The sequence below is a fragment of the Sphingobium aquiterrae genome, assembly GCF_037154135.1.
Lineage (GTDB): Bacteria > Pseudomonadota > Alphaproteobacteria > Sphingomonadales > Sphingomonadaceae > Sphingobium > Sphingobium aquiterrae.
On record NZ_JBANFL010000004.1, the window covers coordinates 97,078 to 112,858 of the forward strand.

The 15,781-nt window shown below is 65.4% G+C and carries 19 protein-coding genes; 11 read left to right on the top strand and 8 right to left on the bottom strand.

Annotated elements, in window-relative coordinates:
* Positions 1-2: 2 nt before the first annotated feature.
* Positions 3-524, bottom strand: coding sequence for a phosphoribosyltransferase (locus WFP78_RS05710; protein WP_336959617.1), 522 nt, complete (start codon positions 522-524; stop codon positions 3-5).
* Complete coding sequence (locus tag WFP78_RS05715) at positions 521-1,537, bottom strand: adenosine deaminase (RefSeq protein WP_336959619.1); 1,017 nt, start codon at positions 1,535-1,537, stop codon at positions 521-523. The genes WFP78_RS05710 and WFP78_RS05715 overlap by 4 nt, the downstream gene beginning before the upstream one ends.
* A gap of 200 nt (positions 1,538-1,737) precedes the next feature.
* Here WFP78_RS05715 and WFP78_RS05720 point away from each other — a divergent pair, with 200 nt between their 5' ends.
* The 6 genes from WFP78_RS05720 to queE all read left to right on the top strand — a co-directional run bounded on the left by WFP78_RS05720 (position 1,738) and on the right by queE (position 7,324).
* Positions 1,738-2,934, top strand: a complete 1,197-nt coding sequence (locus WFP78_RS05720) for an aspartate aminotransferase family protein (protein WP_336959621.1) — start codon at positions 1,738-1,740, stop codon at positions 2,932-2,934.
* Between the two features lie 116 nt (positions 2,935-3,050).
* On the top strand, positions 3,051-3,977 hold the full coding sequence (gene argF / locus WFP78_RS05725; protein WP_336959623.1) for an ornithine carbamoyltransferase: 927 nt from the start codon (positions 3,051-3,053) through the stop codon (positions 3,975-3,977).
* A 143-nt stretch (positions 3,978-4,120) separates the two neighbouring features.
* Entirely contained in the window at positions 4,121-5,026 is a 906-nt protein-coding gene (hslO, locus tag WFP78_RS05730; RefSeq protein WP_336959948.1) for an Hsp33 family molecular chaperone HslO, read from the top strand.
* 461 nt (positions 5,027-5,487) lie between these two features.
* A complete protein-coding gene (locus tag WFP78_RS05735; protein ID WP_336959625.1) occupies positions 5,488-5,880 on the top strand; it encodes a hypothetical protein in 393 nt (130 codons plus the stop codon).
* 114 nt (positions 5,881-5,994) lie between these two features.
* Positions 5,995-6,687, top strand: coding sequence for a 7-cyano-7-deazaguanine synthase QueC (gene queC / locus WFP78_RS05740; protein WP_336959627.1), 693 nt, complete (start codon positions 5,995-5,997; stop codon positions 6,685-6,687).
* Positions 6,688-6,691: 4 nt separating this feature from the next.
* Positions 6,692-7,324: a 7-carboxy-7-deazaguanine synthase gene (gene queE / locus WFP78_RS05745; RefSeq protein WP_336959629.1), complete on the top strand. Its 633-nt coding sequence runs from the start codon at positions 6,692-6,694 to the stop codon at positions 7,322-7,324.
* 122 nt (positions 7,325-7,446) lie between these two features.
* Here queE and WFP78_RS05750 read toward each other — a convergent pair whose 3' ends face one another.
* From WFP78_RS05750 to lipB, 3 genes are all read right to left on the bottom strand, one after another.
* A complete protein-coding gene (locus WFP78_RS05750) occupies positions 7,447-7,722 on the bottom strand; it encodes a hypothetical protein (RefSeq protein WP_336959631.1) in 276 nt (91 codons plus the stop codon).
* Positions 7,723-7,831: 109 nt separating this feature from the next.
* Positions 7,832-8,503 carry a spermidine synthase gene (locus WFP78_RS05755; RefSeq protein ID WP_336959633.1) on the bottom strand — a complete coding sequence of 224 codons (672 nt, stop codon included), beginning with the start codon at positions 8,501-8,503 and terminating at the stop codon, positions 7,832-7,834.
* A gap of 43 nt (positions 8,504-8,546) precedes the next feature.
* Positions 8,547-9,245, bottom strand: a complete 699-nt coding sequence (gene lipB / locus WFP78_RS05760; protein WP_336959950.1) for a lipoyl(octanoyl) transferase LipB — start codon at positions 9,243-9,245, stop codon at positions 8,547-8,549.
* A gap of 122 nt (positions 9,246-9,367) precedes the next feature.
* Here lipB and WFP78_RS05765 point away from each other — a divergent pair, with 122 nt between their 5' ends.
* Positions 9,368-10,159: a DUF7847 domain-containing protein gene (locus tag WFP78_RS05765; protein ID WP_336959635.1), complete on the top strand. Its 792-nt coding sequence runs from the start codon at positions 9,368-9,370 to the stop codon at positions 10,157-10,159.
* Positions 10,160-10,162: 3 nt separating this feature from the next.
* Here WFP78_RS05765 and WFP78_RS05770 read toward each other — a convergent pair whose 3' ends face one another.
* From WFP78_RS05770 to WFP78_RS05780, 3 genes are read right to left on the bottom strand one after another with little or no spacing between them, the layout of a single operon-like run.
* Positions 10,163-10,759: a GNAT family N-acetyltransferase gene (locus tag WFP78_RS05770; protein WP_336959637.1), complete on the bottom strand. Its 597-nt coding sequence runs from the start codon at positions 10,757-10,759 to the stop codon at positions 10,163-10,165.
* Positions 10,760-10,792: 33 nt separating this feature from the next.
* On the bottom strand, positions 10,793-11,641 hold the full coding sequence (hemF, locus tag WFP78_RS05775) for an oxygen-dependent coproporphyrinogen oxidase (protein ID WP_336959639.1): 849 nt from the start codon (positions 11,639-11,641) through the stop codon (positions 10,793-10,795).
* Positions 11,638-12,096 carry a tRNA (cytidine(34)-2'-O)-methyltransferase gene (locus WFP78_RS05780; protein WP_336959641.1) on the bottom strand — a complete coding sequence of 153 codons (459 nt, stop codon included), beginning with the start codon at positions 12,094-12,096 and terminating at the stop codon, positions 11,638-11,640. Before WFP78_RS05780 ends, hemF begins: the two co-directional genes overlap by 4 nt.
* Before the next feature lie 209 nt (positions 12,097-12,305).
* Between WFP78_RS05780 and petA the strand changes: the two genes are divergently transcribed.
* The 4 genes from petA (at position 12,306) to WFP78_RS05800 (ending at position 15,686) form a co-directional block, all read left to right on the top strand.
* Complete coding sequence (petA, locus tag WFP78_RS05785) at positions 12,306-12,872, top strand: ubiquinol-cytochrome c reductase iron-sulfur subunit (protein ID WP_336959643.1); 567 nt, start codon at positions 12,306-12,308, stop codon at positions 12,870-12,872.
* 11 nt (positions 12,873-12,883) lie between these two features.
* Positions 12,884-14,176 carry a cytochrome b gene (locus WFP78_RS05790; RefSeq protein ID WP_336959645.1) on the top strand — a complete coding sequence of 431 codons (1,293 nt, stop codon included), beginning with the start codon at positions 12,884-12,886 and terminating at the stop codon, positions 14,174-14,176.
* Between the two features lie 15 nt (positions 14,177-14,191).
* Positions 14,192-15,034, top strand: coding sequence for a cytochrome c1 (locus WFP78_RS05795; protein ID WP_336959647.1), 843 nt, complete (start codon positions 14,192-14,194; stop codon positions 15,032-15,034).
* Between the two features lie 106 nt (positions 15,035-15,140).
* On the top strand, positions 15,141-15,686 hold the full coding sequence (locus WFP78_RS05800) for an adenine phosphoribosyltransferase (RefSeq protein WP_336959650.1): 546 nt from the start codon (positions 15,141-15,143) through the stop codon (positions 15,684-15,686).
* The last annotated feature ends 95 nt before the right edge of the window (positions 15,687-15,781 follow it).

A 15,781-nucleotide genomic window follows, 5' to 3' on the forward strand; every position in this document is an offset into this window, starting at 1 on the left:
GTTCAGGCCAGCCGTTCGGGCACCGCCTCGGCATCCTCGACAATCACGTCGGCAGGGGCCATCGCTTCCCAGGGGAAGACGAACCAGCGCTTGTCCGTGTCCCGGTCGATCTCCCTTGCCCAATAGTCGGCGACGGCGTGCGACCGGATGTTGTTCATCAGCACCGCGACGCGCACATGGTCCGCCACGCCGCCCTCGCGCGCCAGCACCTGGCGCAATTCGGTGATCGTCTTGCCGCTGTCGTTGATGTCGTCGACGATCAGCAGCTTCTGCCCGGCCACCGTCTTGGCGGCGAGCTTGTGCAGCAGCGCGTCGGCGAAGCTGAATTCCTTGCTGCTATAGTCCACCGACAGCAGTGTCACGCCCGACGCATGGCTGAGATAGGCGGCCGGCACCAGCCCGCCGCGCCCCACGCCGATCAGATAGTCGGGCGTCCAATGGTCGACGGCGAGCAGGGCGGCCAGCGCCTTCACGTCGGCGACGAAATCGTCTTGGCTGATCGGGGACAGCGCGGGGCTGCTCATGCATTGGTCTCCACATAGGCGTCGATGGCGGAAAGATGGCCTGCAACGACATCGTCGGGCAGGAAGGAACCCAGAAAGCTGTTGCGTGCGATGGCCGCGAAATCGGCCGCGCCCAGCAGGCCGGTCGCGGCGACCGCGCGATAATTGTCGTTCACATAGCCGCCGAAATAGGCCGGGTCATCCGAATTGATGGTGACGCGCAGCCCGGCGCGCAGCATCGCGGGAATCGGGTGGGCGGCCATGTCGTCCACCACGCACAGCTTCAGGTTGGACAGCGGGCAGACGGTCAGCGTCATCCCCTGCCGCGCCAGCCGGGCGACCAGCGGGCCGTCTTCCATCGACCGGTTGCCATGGTCCAGCCGGTCGATATGCAGCAGGTCCAGCGCCTCGCGCACATAGGCGGGCGGCCCTTCCTCGCCGGCATGGGCGACGCGCTTGAGCCCCAGTTCGCCCGCCCGCGCAAACACCCGCGCGAATTTCGACGGGGGATGGCCGACCTCGGACGAATCGAGGCCGACGCCGGCGATCCGATCAAGCCAGGGTTCGGCCGCCGCCAGCGTGGCGAAGGCCGCGTCCTCGTCCAGGTGGCGCAGGAAGCAGAGGATGAGCTTCGACGTCACGCCAAGGCGCTGCTCGGCATCCTCCATGCCCGCCAGCAGCCCCTCCATCACCGTCGCGAAGGGGATGCCCCGGTCGGTATGGGTCTGCGGATCGAAGAAGATTTCGGCATGGACGACGTTGTCCACCGCCGCGCGGGTGAAATAGGCGGTGGCCAGATCGCGGAAATCCTCCGCCGTGCGCAGCACGTCCGCGCCCGCATAATAGATGTCGAGAAAGTCCTGCAGATTGCTGAAATCATAGGCCCGCCGGACCTCCTCGACAGAGGCGAAGGGGATGGCGACGCCATTGCGCCGGGCGAGCGCGAACATGAGTTCGGGCTCCAGACTCCCTTCGATATGCAGATGAAGCTCGGCCTTGGGCAGGCCGGAGACGAAGGAATCGAGTGCTGTCATGGGCGCGATGATAGGCGGCGGCGCGGCCCGCGGTCCAGAGGCCGAAGGTGCGGGGCCGGTCGCCCATTGCGATCGTGGCGCGATGGTTGACGCTTGGCCCGCCTGCCCTGTATAGGCGCCTCTCGCAAAGGGCGGCCCGGCGGGGGCCGCCTTTTTGCGTTTCGGACCATGTTGGACCACTACGCGAAAGGGAAGGTATCATGTCGATTACGCCGCTCATGCCCGTTTACCCCCGGTGCGATGTGCGTCCGGTCCGAGGCGAGGGCTGCCACCTGATCGGCGAGCGCGGCGAACGCTATCTGGATTTCGCCAGCGGCATCGCGGTCAACCTGCTGGGCCATAGCCATCCGCGGCTGGTGAAGACGATTGCGGATCAGGCCGCGACGCTCATGCATGTGTCCAACCTCTACGGCTCGCCGCTGGGGGAGAAGTTCGCGCAGCGCCTGGTCGACAGCACCTTTGCCGATACGGTGTTCTTCACCAATTCGGGCGCCGAGGCGGTGGAATGCGCGATCAAGACCGCGCGCCGCTATCATTATGCGAACGGCAATCCGCAGCGGCATAATATCATCAGCTTCGACAACGCCTTCCACGGGCGGACGCTGGGCGCGATCAGCGCCACCAGCCAGCCCAAGATGCGCGACGGCTTCGAACCGCTGCTGCCCGGCTTCGACGTGGTGCCGTTCAACGATCTGGAGGCGGCAACCGCGCTGGTCGATGAAAACACCGCCGGCTTCCTGCTGGAGACGGTGCAGGGCGAAGGCGGCGTGACGCCGGCGACCCCTGAATTCCTGACCGGCCTGCGCAAGCTGTGCGACGCGCATGGCCTGCTGCTGATCCTGGACGAAGTGCAGTGCGGCTATGCGCGCACCGGCACCTTCTTCGCCCATGAGCAATATGGCGTCACGCCGGACATCATGGCGGTGGCCAAGGGCATCGGCGCGGGCTTCCCGCTCGGCGCCTGCCTCGCCACGGAGGAAGCGGCCAAGGGCATGGTCTTCGGCACGCACGGCTCCACCTATGGCGGCAATCCGCTGGCCATGGCGGTGGGCAATGCCGTGCTGGACGAAGTGCTGGCGCCGGGCTTCATGGACGATGTGAAGGCCAAGGGCACCCGCCTGCGCGCCGCGCTGGAACAGCTGATCCCCAATCATGACGACCTGTTCGAGGATGTGCGCGGCATGGGCCTGATGCTGGGCGTGAAGCTCAAGGACACGGCCGACGCCCGCAGCTTCGTGGCGCATCTGCGCGATCATCATGGCCTGCTCACCGTTTCGGCGGGGCAGAATGTGGTGCGCATCCTGCCGCCGCTGGTGATCGAGGAAAGCCATATCGCCGAATGTATCGAGAAGCTCTCGGCCGGTGCCCGGAGCTTCGGGAAGGCCGAAGCCGCATAATCATGGATGTGCTTCGGCCTTGAGCCGGAGCCCAGGGTGGTTAGGAAATGCCATCGCCGCCCTGGGCTCCTGCTTGCGCAGGAGCACAATCCTATGTTCGGAAAGGGCGAACATATATGACCAGACATTTTCTGAACCTGTCCGATGCCGGCGGCGACGCGATCGCTGCCATGATTGCCGATGCCATCGACCGCAAGACAGCCCGCGCCGATTGGCCCAAGGGCAAGGCGGATGCCGATGCGCCGCTTGCCGGCCACACGCTGGCGATGATCTTCGAGAAGAATTCCACCCGCACCCGCGTCTCCTTCGACATGGCGATCCGCCAGCTGGGCGGCACGTCGATCGTGATGGATTCAGGGTCGATGCAGCTTGGCCGCGGCGAGACGGTGGCGGATACCGCCCGCGTCCTCTCCCGCATGTGCGACGCGATCATGATCCGTACCGACGATCATGCCAAGATCGAGGAAATGGCGCGGCATGCCACCGTCCCGGTCGTCAACGGCCTCACAGACCTGTCGCATCCCTGCCAGATCGTCGCCGACCTGCTGACCGTGGTGGAGCATGGCGTGGCGCTGCCCGGCAGCCAGTGGGCGTGGCTGGGCGACGGCAATAATGTGCTGCATTCGATCATCGAAGCCGCCGGCCTCATGAGGTTCGACGTGCGCATCGGCGTGCCGCAGGGCTATGAGCCCGATCCCCGCTTTGCGCAGGAGGCCGGCGCGCGCGGCGCCAGGATCACCCTGTCGCGCGATGCCGCCGATGTCGCGGCGGGCGCCGATGTCGTCGTCACCGATACCTGGGTGTCGATGGGGCAGGAACATGCGCACAACAAGATCGCGGCGATGATGCCCTATCAGGTGACGGACGCGCTGATGGCGGGCGCGAAGCCGGGCGCGAAATTCCTCCACTGCCTGCCCGCCCATCGCGGCGAGGAAGTGGTGGAAGCGGTGATCGACGGGCCGCAGTCCGTCGTCTGGGACGAGGCGGAAAACCGCATCCACGCCCAGAAATCGGTGCTGCTCTGGGCGCTTGGAAAGCTCTGAACCGATCCTATATGCTGGCAAGGGCCGTTATTCCCGGCGCAACGGGGGTGGCGGCCCTTGGAGTAGAAACGCATTGAGAGCGCATTGGGAACGCCTTTGAACATCCCTGGACCCTGTGTGAACGGAACCGCATCTTGACCGGCATGGACCTTGACAGCGCCATCGGCTTTACCATCCCCTCGCGCCATGTGCGCGGGCGGATCGTGCGGCTTGGCCCGACGCTGGACGACGTGCTCGCCGCGCATGCCTATCCGCCGCCGATCGAGCGGGTGCTGGCGGAAGCGCTGGTGCTGGCCGCCCTGCTGGGCTCGACGCTGAAGGATGTGGGCGGGCAGCTCACCATGCAGGCGCAGACCGAACATGGCATCGTCAGGCTGCTGGTGGCGGACTATCGCGCCGGCGAGGTGCGCGGCTATGCCCAGTTCGACCCGGAACGGCTGGCCGAGCTGGGGCCGGAACCCAGCCTGTTCGGCCTGTTCGGCAAGGGCTATCTGGCCATCACCTTCGACCAGGCGCCCGACGGCGCGACCGGCCCGCACCGCTATCAGGGCATCGTGCCGCTGGAAGGCGATTCGCTGGGCAAGGCGGCGGAGCATTATTTCGTCCAGTCCGAACAGATCCCCAGCTTCGTCCAGATCGCGACGCGCCACGACAAGGGGCAGGGCTGCACGGCGGCGGGCATCCTGCTGCAGCACCTGCCGGAAGGCGAGGTGGGGCGCGAGCGCCTGCATGTGCGGCACGACCATCCCGAATGGGAGCATGTCCAGGTCCTGGCCGACACGCTGCGCAACGAGGAACTGACCGACACGGCGCTGCCGCTGTCCGACATCATCTGGCGCCTGTTCCACGAGGAAGAGGAAGTGCGGGTGACGACCGCGGCGCCGGTGGCGAAGGGATGCCGCTGCGACATCAATCATATCCGCGACGTCATCAGCCGCTTCCCGGCCGGCGAACGGACGGAAATGGCCGACGAGCAGGGCATCATCACGGTCGATTGCGCGTTCTGCTCGCGCCTTTTCCCGGTGTCGCTCGCCAGCTTCGCCAACTGATCGTCACGCTCGCACATGAAGGTGCAGACCCATTATTAACGAGGTCGAGATGGAGACGAAAATCGGCGCTGCTGCGGTCGGCCGATTGCCAGATACCCCCATAGTTTCTGGCAGTATCTGGCTGCTCGCCCTCCCTGTCAGCGCCGATTTTCGTCCCACCCGCAGGGCATGATTGTCCGGGCGCTGTGGAGTGTCGAAACGCTCAAACGGGGCATAGACCCCGTTTTTCGCGCTTCTCCTCCCACAGTATCCCGGACAACCATGTCTCGATCCTCGTTAATAATGGGTCTGCACCTTAAATTGGGGCGGGCCGTGCCCCATTTGCTATGAAATCGCCCCATTCCTGCAGTAGCGGGCGTCGAAGCATATCGCGCGCCAGCGTGGCGCACCGCTGGAGGAGGCGGGGAATGAGACACGGCATTGTGGTCCGGTCCGCTATCGCACGGCGATGGCGTGCCGTCATGACAGCGTTGGCGCTGGGCGGCGCGCTGATCGGCGGCGCGGGCGTGGCGCAGGCGCCGGCGCTTGCGGGCCTCTCCGGGCTTGAGCGCGGGGATTGGGAATTGCGCGTGCGCGAGCCGGGCGGCGCTGTGTCCCACATCTGCCTGGGCGATCCGCGCGTGCTGCTCCAGGTCCGGCATCAACGCAACAGCTGCCGCCGCTATGTCGTGACCGACACGGCCCAGCATATCGTCGTCACCTATGATTGCGCCGCTGCGGGCAATGGCCGCACCGACCTGCGGATCGAGACGGCGCGCCTTGTGCAGATCCAGTCCCAGGGCATCGCCAACAGCGCGCCATTTTCGTTCCAGATGGAAGCGCGCCATATTGGGACATGCCGCCCCGCACGATAGCGCGATTGTTGCAATATGGAAACGATCCCGCTTACACCTTGGCTTCGATCGAGCGGCGGCATCGCGCATTTCCAGCCACTTGCGCGGCGACTTTGCTCGGTCTAGCGGGGGGCCATGGTCGCAAAAAACAAAAAATTCGCTGTCGTCCTGCTTTCGGGCGGACTGGATTCCATGGTCGCCGCGGGCCTCGCGCGGGAGGCGGGATTCCGCCTGCTGGCGCTCACCGTCGATTATAACCAGCGTCACCGGGTGGAGCTGCGCGCCGCCGCGCGCATCGCCACCGCGCTCAACGCCATGTCGCATATCGTGCTGCCGCTCGATCTTACCGCGTTCGGCGGATCGGCGCTCACCGCCGACATCGCCGTGCCGAAAAACGGCGTGGGGACGGACATTCCCATTACCTATGTGCCCGCGCGCAACGCGATCTTCCTGTCGCTGACCCTTGGCCTGGCCGAGGTGGCGGGCGCGAACGACATCTATATCGGCGTCAACGCCCTGGATTATTCCGGCTATCCCGATTGTCGCCCGGAATTCATCGACGCCTTCCAGAAGATGGCGAACCTGGCCACCAAGGCCGGGGTCGAGGGCCATCCGCTGCGCATCAACACCCCGCTGCAATATATGAGCAAGGCCGATATCGTGCGCGAGGCCGCGCGCCTTGGGCTGGACGCGGGGATGAGTTGGTCCTGCTACGATCCCACGCCCGACGGCAAGCATTGCGGCCTGTGCGACAGTTGCCGCCTGCGCGCCAAGGGGTTCGAGGAAGCCGGTCTGCCGGACCCCACGGTCTACGCGACGAAACCCTGAGCCGATGGCCTATTCCGTCAAGGAAATGTTCCTGACGCTGCAGGGTGAAGGCGTGAGGGCAGGGCGGCGTGCCGTCTTCCTGCGCTTTGCCGGATGCAACCTGTGGACGGGCCGCGAACAGGACCGGGCAGGCGCCATCTGCCAGTTCTGCGACACCGATTTCGTCGGCATCGACGGCGCTGGCGGCGGCCGCTTTACGGATGCCGATGCGCTGGCCGACGCGGCGCTGGCCTTCTGGGGCGAGGGCGAGGCGGAGCGCTATATCGTGCTGACCGGCGGCGAGCCGATGCTGCAGGTGGACGACGCTTTGGTCGATGCATTGCATGCACGCGGCTTCGAGATCGCGATCGAGAGCAATGGCACGATCCCCGTCCATCCCGGCATCGACTGGATATGCGTCAGCCCCAAGGCGGGGAGCATCGTCGTCCAGCAATCGGGTAATGAGCTGAAGCTGGTCTGGCCGCAGCCGGGCAGCGATGTGGAGGCGATGGAAGGCTGGGCCTTCGATCACCTGCTGCTGCAGCCGATGGACGACGCGCGCGGCGTGGCGAATGTGGACGCGGCCATCGCCTTCGTGATGGCGCGGCCGCATTGGCGCCTGACCTTGCAGACGCACAAATATCTGGGGTTGCGGTAGGGCGCGCTCAGCCGGTTCGAAAACGCGGCATCAGAGACCAGAGCGTTTTCGCCCGATGTGAAACGCTCCCGGTGCGCCGGTTTCGCCGGAAGCCCCGCGCAACCCTGCCTGGCCCGTCCTGGCTATTTCGCGTTGCGCAGTTCGATATTATATTGTTTCAGCAGATCGGCCACGCAAGCGGTCTGCTCGGCTGTCAGCGACGGCGATTGCTGTACCCATGCCCTGCCATCGGTTTCCATCGAGATGCTGAGATAGGATGGCGGGATTTTGCATCCCCCCCATATCGATTTCTCGACATTCTCCGGCGACCATCTGGTGTTCCAGCTCTGCGCCATGGCGGGCGCAAGGCTGAACGTCCATGCCGCAGCGGAGAGAAGAATGGCAGTTGTCGCCCGCATCGTGAAACCATCCTCAAAAAAATTTTCAGCCTCAGGCTATCATGACATGCCGGGGTTTCTCAACGTGAACTGCATGGGGCCGGTTTCAGGGCTGCAGGGTTTCAGGCGGCTATCGCTTCGTCCCGAACCAGATCACATGGCGCGGCCCCTTGCCGTTGGAGCGGGCCCGCACCCCGACTTCGTCCACGGAGAAACCCGCATGGCGCAGGCGGTTGGCAAAGACAGTGTCGGGCGCCGCCGACCACACGGCCAGGATGCCGCCCGGGCGCAATGCCGCTTTCGCCGCCGCCAGCCCTTGCGCCGAATAAAGCTGGTCATTGCCTGCGCGCGTCAGGCCGTCCGGCCCGTTGTCGACATCCAGCAGGATCGCGTCATAAGTGGCTGCGCTGGCACGGATCAGCGCCGCGACATCGCCCTCGATCACCCGCACGCGCGGATCGTCCAGGCATCCGGCGGCGAGGTCCGCCATCGGGCCGCGGGCCCAGGCGATGATGTCGGGCACCAGTTCGGCCACCGTCAGCGTCGCGTCCGCGCCCAGCTTCGCCAGCGCGGCGCGCAGGGTGAAGCCCATGCCATAGCCGCCGATCAGCAGGTGCGGCGCTTTGCGCGTGCCCAGCCGGTCGCAGGTCATCACCGCCAGCGCCTCTTCCGAACCGCTCATCCGGCTGCTCATCAGCTCGTTGCGGTCGAGCACGATCATGAAATCGCCGCCGCGCCGGAACAGGCGCAGATCCTCGCCGCCGGGCACATGGGCAGTGGCGATCAGCTCGCGTGGGGTCATGCCGGCGATACTCCGATGGGATGGGAAGAGGGGAATCGGGCGCTCAGGCCACGCACACGGGCTTGTCGCCGCAGCGACGCAAGCCCGCGAGAAATGCCGGCGCACGGGCTTTCAGCGCCGCGTCAAAGGCGGCCATCGACACCTGTTTGCCCAGCGCGGCCAGGCTCGTCACCGGAAATTCGCTGATGCCGCAGGGCACGATGCCGTTGAAATGGCTGAGGTCGGGCGCGATGTTCACCGAAAAGCCGTGCAGCGTCACCCAGCGCCGCACCCGCACGCCGATGGCGCCGATCTTCGCCTCGCGGCCGTCGAGGTTGTCGGTCCAGATGCCGATGCGGCCTTCCGCCCGGCGCGCCGACACGCCGAAATCGCCCAGCGTGTCGATGACCCAGCCTTCCACGCCATGGACGAAATTGCGCACATCCCTGCCGCGCTTGCCCAGGTCGATGTTGAGATAGCCCACGCGCTGCCCCGGCCCATGATAGGTATAGCGCCCGCCGCGCCCGGCATCATAGACCGGGAAACGCGGGTCCAGCAGCTCGGCGCGGTCGGCGCTGGTGCCGGCGGTATAGAGCGGGGGATGTTCGAGCAGCCAGATGCGTTCCCCGGCGGTGCCCGCCGCGATGTCCAGAACGCGCTGCTCCATGTCGGCCAGCGCTTCGGGATAGGGGACGGGCGCCTGCTCCACCCGCCATTCGGGGGCGGGGAATGCTTCTGGGCTGTCCGGTATCGGGTCGATCATGGTCATGCGCCTTCCTTGACTTGAACAGCGTGAGCGATCAAGTCTCTGCCGCTTCGAACGGGGGCCGGGCAAACGCCCGGACAACGGACCGGTGCGGCTTGCCGGAACGACAGGGGAATATCATGGCGACATTGTCGATCGGCAAGGCGTGGGAAGACAGCATCGCATTCGTGCGGCGCGAATGGCAGCTGCTGTTTCCGGTGGCCTTCCTGTTCGTGGCGCTGCCGGTCGCCATCCTGCAGCAGATGGTGCCGCCGGAAATGGCCCAGTGGGCGATGGCGCCGCAGGGCGATCCGCCGATGCTGCCCCCCAGCTTCTGGCTGGCCGTCGCGCTCACCAGCCTGATCACCAGCTTCGGGTCGCTGGCGCTGTATGCGCTGGCCCTTCTGCCGGGGATCAGCGTGGCCGAGGCGCTGCAACTGGGCGTGCGGCGCTTTGGGACGCTGGTGCTGATCATGCTGGTCTTCATGGGCGCGCTATTGGCGCTCACCATTGCGCTGACGCTGCTCTTCGTCGGGCTCGGCTTTCTGTCGAAGGCCGTTGCCGCGGTGCTGGCGATCCTGCTGGGGCTGGCCATCATGGTTCTGGGCGTGCTGGCGGGCGTCCGCATGATATTGCTCAATCCGGTGCTGATCGACACCGCGCTTGGCCCGGTCGATGCGATTCGCCGCAGCTGGACCCTGGCCAGGGGCCATTTCTGGCGGCTGTTCGGCTTTATCCTGGTGATCGCTATTTTCTCTTTCGTGGTCACGCAGGCGGCGGCGGCGGTGTTCGGTTCGATCGCCGGGCTGCTGGGCGGCGCCACGGCGGCGCAGGCCGTCGGCGAGCTTGCCTCCATCATCATCTCGACGGTGGTGCAGGTCTATTTCCTGGTGATGCTCGCGCGCATCTATCGTCAGCTCGACGCGGCCTGAAACTCACGCCCGCGTCGGGCCGATCAGCGGGATCTGCGGCGCGGCCTCGCGCGGGAGATGGCCGGACAGGCGCGGATCGTCGAAGGTCTCGACCTCCCGCGCATAGGGGATGAAGCCGGCGCGGCGATAGGCGGCGATCGCGGCGGGATGATCGAGCGTGCATGTGTGGACCCAGAAGCGCCCCACCCCCTTGCGCCACGCCAACGCATTGGCCTGCGCCAGCAGCCAGCGGCCGAAACCCTTGCCCGTCAGGCCGGAGACCAGCCCGCAAAAGGCCAGTTCGCAATCGGGCAGGGACCGGAAATCCAGCTCCAGCAGGCCGACCTCGATCCCCTTGGGATCGCACACGGCATAAATCTCGACCGCCGGATCGTGGATGATCGCCTCCACCTGCGCATCGGGCAGTACCAGCCGCGAAAACCACAGCCATTCCTCGCCCACGCGGCGGAAGAGCGTGCGATAGGCATCGAGCGTCGGCGCCTTCCACCGTACCAGTCGCAATGGCGCGGACGGGATGGGGGCGGGGCGGGGGCGATCCCGTATTTCCAGATGGGTGACGACGGTGGCGATCTGCCCCGGTGCTACCGGCGTCAGGCTCATGGCGTCCGGCTCATGAAGGCGGGCTCATCGGCCTCAGTTCCAGCTGGCCATGGGCGGCAGGCTCATCAGGATGGCATCGACATTGCCGCCGGTGCGCAGGCCGAAGGATGTGCCCCGGTCATAGACCAGGTTGAACTCCGCATAGCGCCCGCGCCATTCCAGCATCCGCGCATGATCCTGCGCGCTGGCCGCCAGCCCCATGCGCCGCCGCACGATCGGCGGGAAGGCGGCGAGGAAGGCTTCCCCAACCGCGCGGGTAAAGGCGAAGTTCGCGTCGAAATCCCCCTCCAGATGATCGTAGAAGATGCCGCCGACGCCGCGATGGACGCCGCGATGGGGGATGAAGAAATAATCGTCCGCCCATGCCTTGAACCGGCTGTAATACTCTGGGCCATGGCCGTCGCAGGCCGCCTTCATCTCGGCATGGAAGCTGGCGGTGTCCTCGTCATAGGGGATCGGCGGATTGAGGTCCGCGCCGCCGCCGAACCAGCGTTTCGTCGTCACCAGGAAGCGGGTGTTCATATGGACGGCGGGCACATGCGGATTGGCCATATGCGCGACCAGGCTGATGCCGGTGGCGAAAAAGGCCGGATTGTCGCCCGCGCCATGGATGCTTTTGGCAAATTCGGGCGAAAAGGCGCCGCCTACGGTCGAGACATTGACGCCGACCTTCTCGAAGACCTTGCCCTTCATGACGCCGCGCACGCCGCCACCGCCCTGGCCGGGGGCTAGCCCATCGGCCTCGCGGTCCCAGGCGAGATAGTCGAAGGCGGCGTCGCTGCCGGCCTCCCGCTCGATCGCCTCGAAGGCGGCGCAGATGCGATCCCGCAGCGATTCGAACCAGTCGCGCGCCGCCTGTTGCTCAGTGTCCAAAGGGGTCATTGCGGGAACTGCCCTGTCTGCCTCAACGCTTCGGCCAGTGCGATGCCCGTCGCGACCGAGATATTCAAGGACCGAAATCCCGCGACCATGGGAATCCGCACGCGCAGATCGGCCTGCGCATGGACATCGTCGGGCACGCCATGGCCCTCATTGCCCAGCAAAAGCACGTCGTCGGGCTGGAAACGGACCTGCGGCAGCGGCGCTGCACCATGGCTGGACAACAGGACGACACGTCCGCCGGCCTCCGCCCGCGCGGCGCGGAAGCTGTCATAGCCTGCATGGCGGGTCAGGTCCGTGGCCGCGCCATAATCCATGGCGGCGCGCTTCAGGTGCTTGTCGGAAAAGGCGAATCCGCACGGCATGATGATGTCCAGCGGCACGCCGAAGCACGCGCACAGGCGCATGATGGCGCCGACATTGCCCGCGATCTCGGGCTGGTAAAGGGCGATACGCATGGCGGTTCCATAGTGCGCCGCGTCAATTTGTCATAGCGCCGTCCAAATTGCTGTTGGCAAAGGACGCCTTTGGGCGCTATCAGGCCCGCGAACCACGCCAAGGGGGATTGGGCGGGGTAGCGCGCGCTCCCGGTCCAGAACCCCTGAAAACAGAGCCGATGAAGGCTGAAGGCGGCGGTAACAGGGACCGACCTACGAGGGTATGATTGATGGCGATGCTTGAGCAGACGGAAACCGAAGGTCCATCCGGCGAGGGCGGTGTCCGCCGTCGCGATTTCATCAACATCGCTGCTGTCAGCTTTGCCGGCGTCGGTGCGGTCGCGGCGATCCTGCCGCTCATCAATCAGATGAACCCCAGCGCCGACGTGCTGGCGATGGCGTCCAGCGAAGTCGACCTGTCGGGCATCGCGCCCGGCCAGGCGATCAAGACGACCTTCCGCAGCCAGCCGCTGTTCGTGCGCCACCTGACGCCGGATGAGATCAAGAAGGCCGACGCCGTCGACCCCGGCACGCTGCGCGATCCGCAGACGCTGGAAGAGCGCACGGTCGATGGCAAGAAGGAATGGCTGATCACCATGGGGGTCTGCACCCATCTGGGCTGCGTGCCGCTGGGTGCCGGCGAGGGGGAGAATCGCGGCGAGTTCGGCGGTTATTTCTGCCCCTGCCACGGTTCGAGCTATGACACCGCCGCGCGCATCCGCAAGGGCCCGGCTCCCAAGAATCTGGAAGTGCCGAAGTATAAATACACTTCCGACACAACCGTTCTCGTAGGCTGAGGTAGAGATCCATGAGTTTCCCCTGGGCAGAACATTACACCCCCAAGGCGCCGCTGATGAAGTGGATCGACGAGAAGCTGCCGCTTCCGCGCCTTGTCTACAACTCGGTCGGCGCCGGTTATCCGGTGCCCCGCAACCTCAATTATTTCTGGAACTTCGGCGTGCTTTCGGGCCTGGCGCTGATGATCCAGATCGTGACCGGCGTGGTCATGGCGATGCATTATGGCGCCAATGACCTGGTCGCCTTTAGCACCGTCGAGCACACCATGCGCGACGTCAACGCCGGCTGGCTGATGCGTTACGCACATGCCAACGGCGCGAGCTTCTTCTTCATCGTGGTCTATCTCCACATCTTCCGCGGCCTCTTCTACGGATCGTACAAAGCCCCGCGCGAGATGGTGTGGCTGCTCGGCCTCGTCATCTTCCTGCTGATGATGGCCACCGCCTTCATGGGCTATGTGCTGCCCTGGGGGCAGATGAGCTATTGGGGCGCGAAGGTCATCACCGGCCTGTTCGGCGCGATCCCGGTGGTCGGCCAGCCGATTCAGACCTGGCTGCTGGGCGGTTTCGCGCCCGGCAACGCCTCGCTCAACCGCTTCTTCTCGCTGCACTATCTGCTGCCCTTCGTGATTGCGGCCGTCATCATCCTGCACATCTGGGCGCTGCATATTCCAGGCTCCAACAACCCGATCGGCGTGGACGTGAAGGGGCCGCAGGACACCGTGCCCTTCCACCCCTATTACACCGCGAAGGACGGCTTTGGCGCCGGCGTGTTCCTGATCATCTTCGCGATCATGCTGTATTTCGCGCCGAACTATCTGGGCCACCCCGATAACTATATCGAGGCGAACCCGCTCTCGACGCCCGCGCACATCGTGCCGGAATGGTATTTCTGGCCCTTCTACGCGATCCTGCGCGCCTTCACCGTGGACTTCTTCTTCATTCCCGCGAAGCTGCTGGGCGTGCTGGCGATGTTCGCTTCGATCCTGCTGCTCTTCTTCCTGCCCTGGCTGGACAATTCGCCGGTGCGGTCGGGCAGCTATCGTCCGATGTTCAAGAAGTTCTTCTGGATATTGTGCGTCGACGTGGTGGTCCTGGGCTATTGCGGCGGCGCGCCGGCGGCAGAGCCCTATGTGATGATCTCGCAGGTCGCGGCGGCTTATTATTTCGCCCACTTCCTGATCGTCCTGCCGCTGATCGCGCGCTTCGAAAAGCCGCTGCCGCTGCCCGGTTCGATCACCGAGGCGGTGCTGGCCAAACATGGTGCAACCGACGGCGAACTCGCCGCGGTTCCGGCCGAATAAGGGGACGACAGGATCATGGTACGCATCGGTGCATTTCTTGTCGGCCTGTTCTTCTCCGGCTGGTTGTTCGTCACCTTCCTGGTGGGCGCGGCCTCCTATGTCAGCGATCCGCCGGCCGAGACGGTGGAACATGCCTTCCACCGCGCGCCCAAGGAGGTGGAATTCTCCTTCAGCGGCCCGTTCGGTCATTATGACCGCCGGCAGCTGCAGCGCGGCTTCCAGGTGTTCAAGGAAGTCTGCTCGGCCTGCCACAGCCTGAAGTTCGTGGCGTTCCGCGACCTCGAACAGCTGGGCTACAGCGAGGCCGAGGTGAAGGCGATCGCCAAGCAGTGGGCGATCAAGACGCCTGACGTCGATCCCAAGACCGGCGAGCCTTCGACCCGCGATCCGATCCCGGCCGATCATTTCCCCAAGCCCTTCGCGAACAATGTCGCGGCGGCGGCGGCGAACAACAATGCAATCCCGCCGGATCTCTCGCTGATGACCAAGGCACGCCATGAGGGCCCGGCCTATGTCTACTCGCTGATCACGGGCTTCCAGCCGCAGCCGGCCGAGCTTCTCAAGCGCTTCCCGGATGCCAAGACGCCCGAGGGGCTGCACTACAACCCCTATTTCGCGAACCTCAACCTCGCGATGGCGCCGCCGCTGTCGGCCGAGGGGCAGGTCACTTATGGCGACGGCACCAAGCCGACCGTCGACCAGATGGCACAGGACGTCGCTGCCTTCCTCACCTGGACGGCGGAACCGAAGATGGAGAGCCGCAAGAGCGCGGGCATCGCCGTCATCTTCTTCCTGCTGTTCGCGACCGGCCTTGCCTATATGGCCTACCGGAATGTCTGGGCCGGCAAGAAACATTGATGCGGCACAGGCCGCCCGGCTGAACGCTGGACGGATGCCGGACGGATAAGGGGGCGCGGTTCTTTGAGGGAACCGCGCCCTTCCTTTTGCGCGAAGGACGAACGCTATGGATGTGCTGGTGGAAGACATGCTCAAGGATCTGGTGCGGGCGATCCCCGACTTTCCCAAGCCCGGGATCATGTTTCGCGACATCACCACCCTGCTGGCGGACCCGGAGGGCTTTGCCGCCACGGTCGAGGCCATGGCGGCGCGCACGCGTCCGCTGAATGTCGACATCGTCGTCGGCATCGAGGCGCGGGGGTTCATCCTTGGGGCGGCGCTCGCTGCCGCGCTGGGCGCGGGTTTCGTGCCGGTGCGCAAGGCCGGCAAGCTGCCGGGGCCGACCGTGGGCATCGATTATGTGCTGGAATATGGCACCGACCGGCTGGAACTGCACAAGGGCCAGGTGCCGGCCGGCGCGCGGGTGGTGCTGGTCGACGATCTGATCGCCACCGGCGGGACGGCGATTGCCGCGGTCCAGCTGCTGCGGGAGCAGGGCGCGGCGCTGTTGATGGCGCTTTTTGCCATCGACCTGCCGGCGCTTGGCGGGATGGTGGCGTTGCAGGCCGAAGGCGTCGCGACGGCGGCGCTGATGGCCTTTGAAGGGCATTGAAACTGCGTCGCAGGAAAAACTGAGAAAGATTCGCAAATTATATCCGGTTGCGACTTGAAATCTTTGATGCGACGCAACAATTACGCGCCATGCGC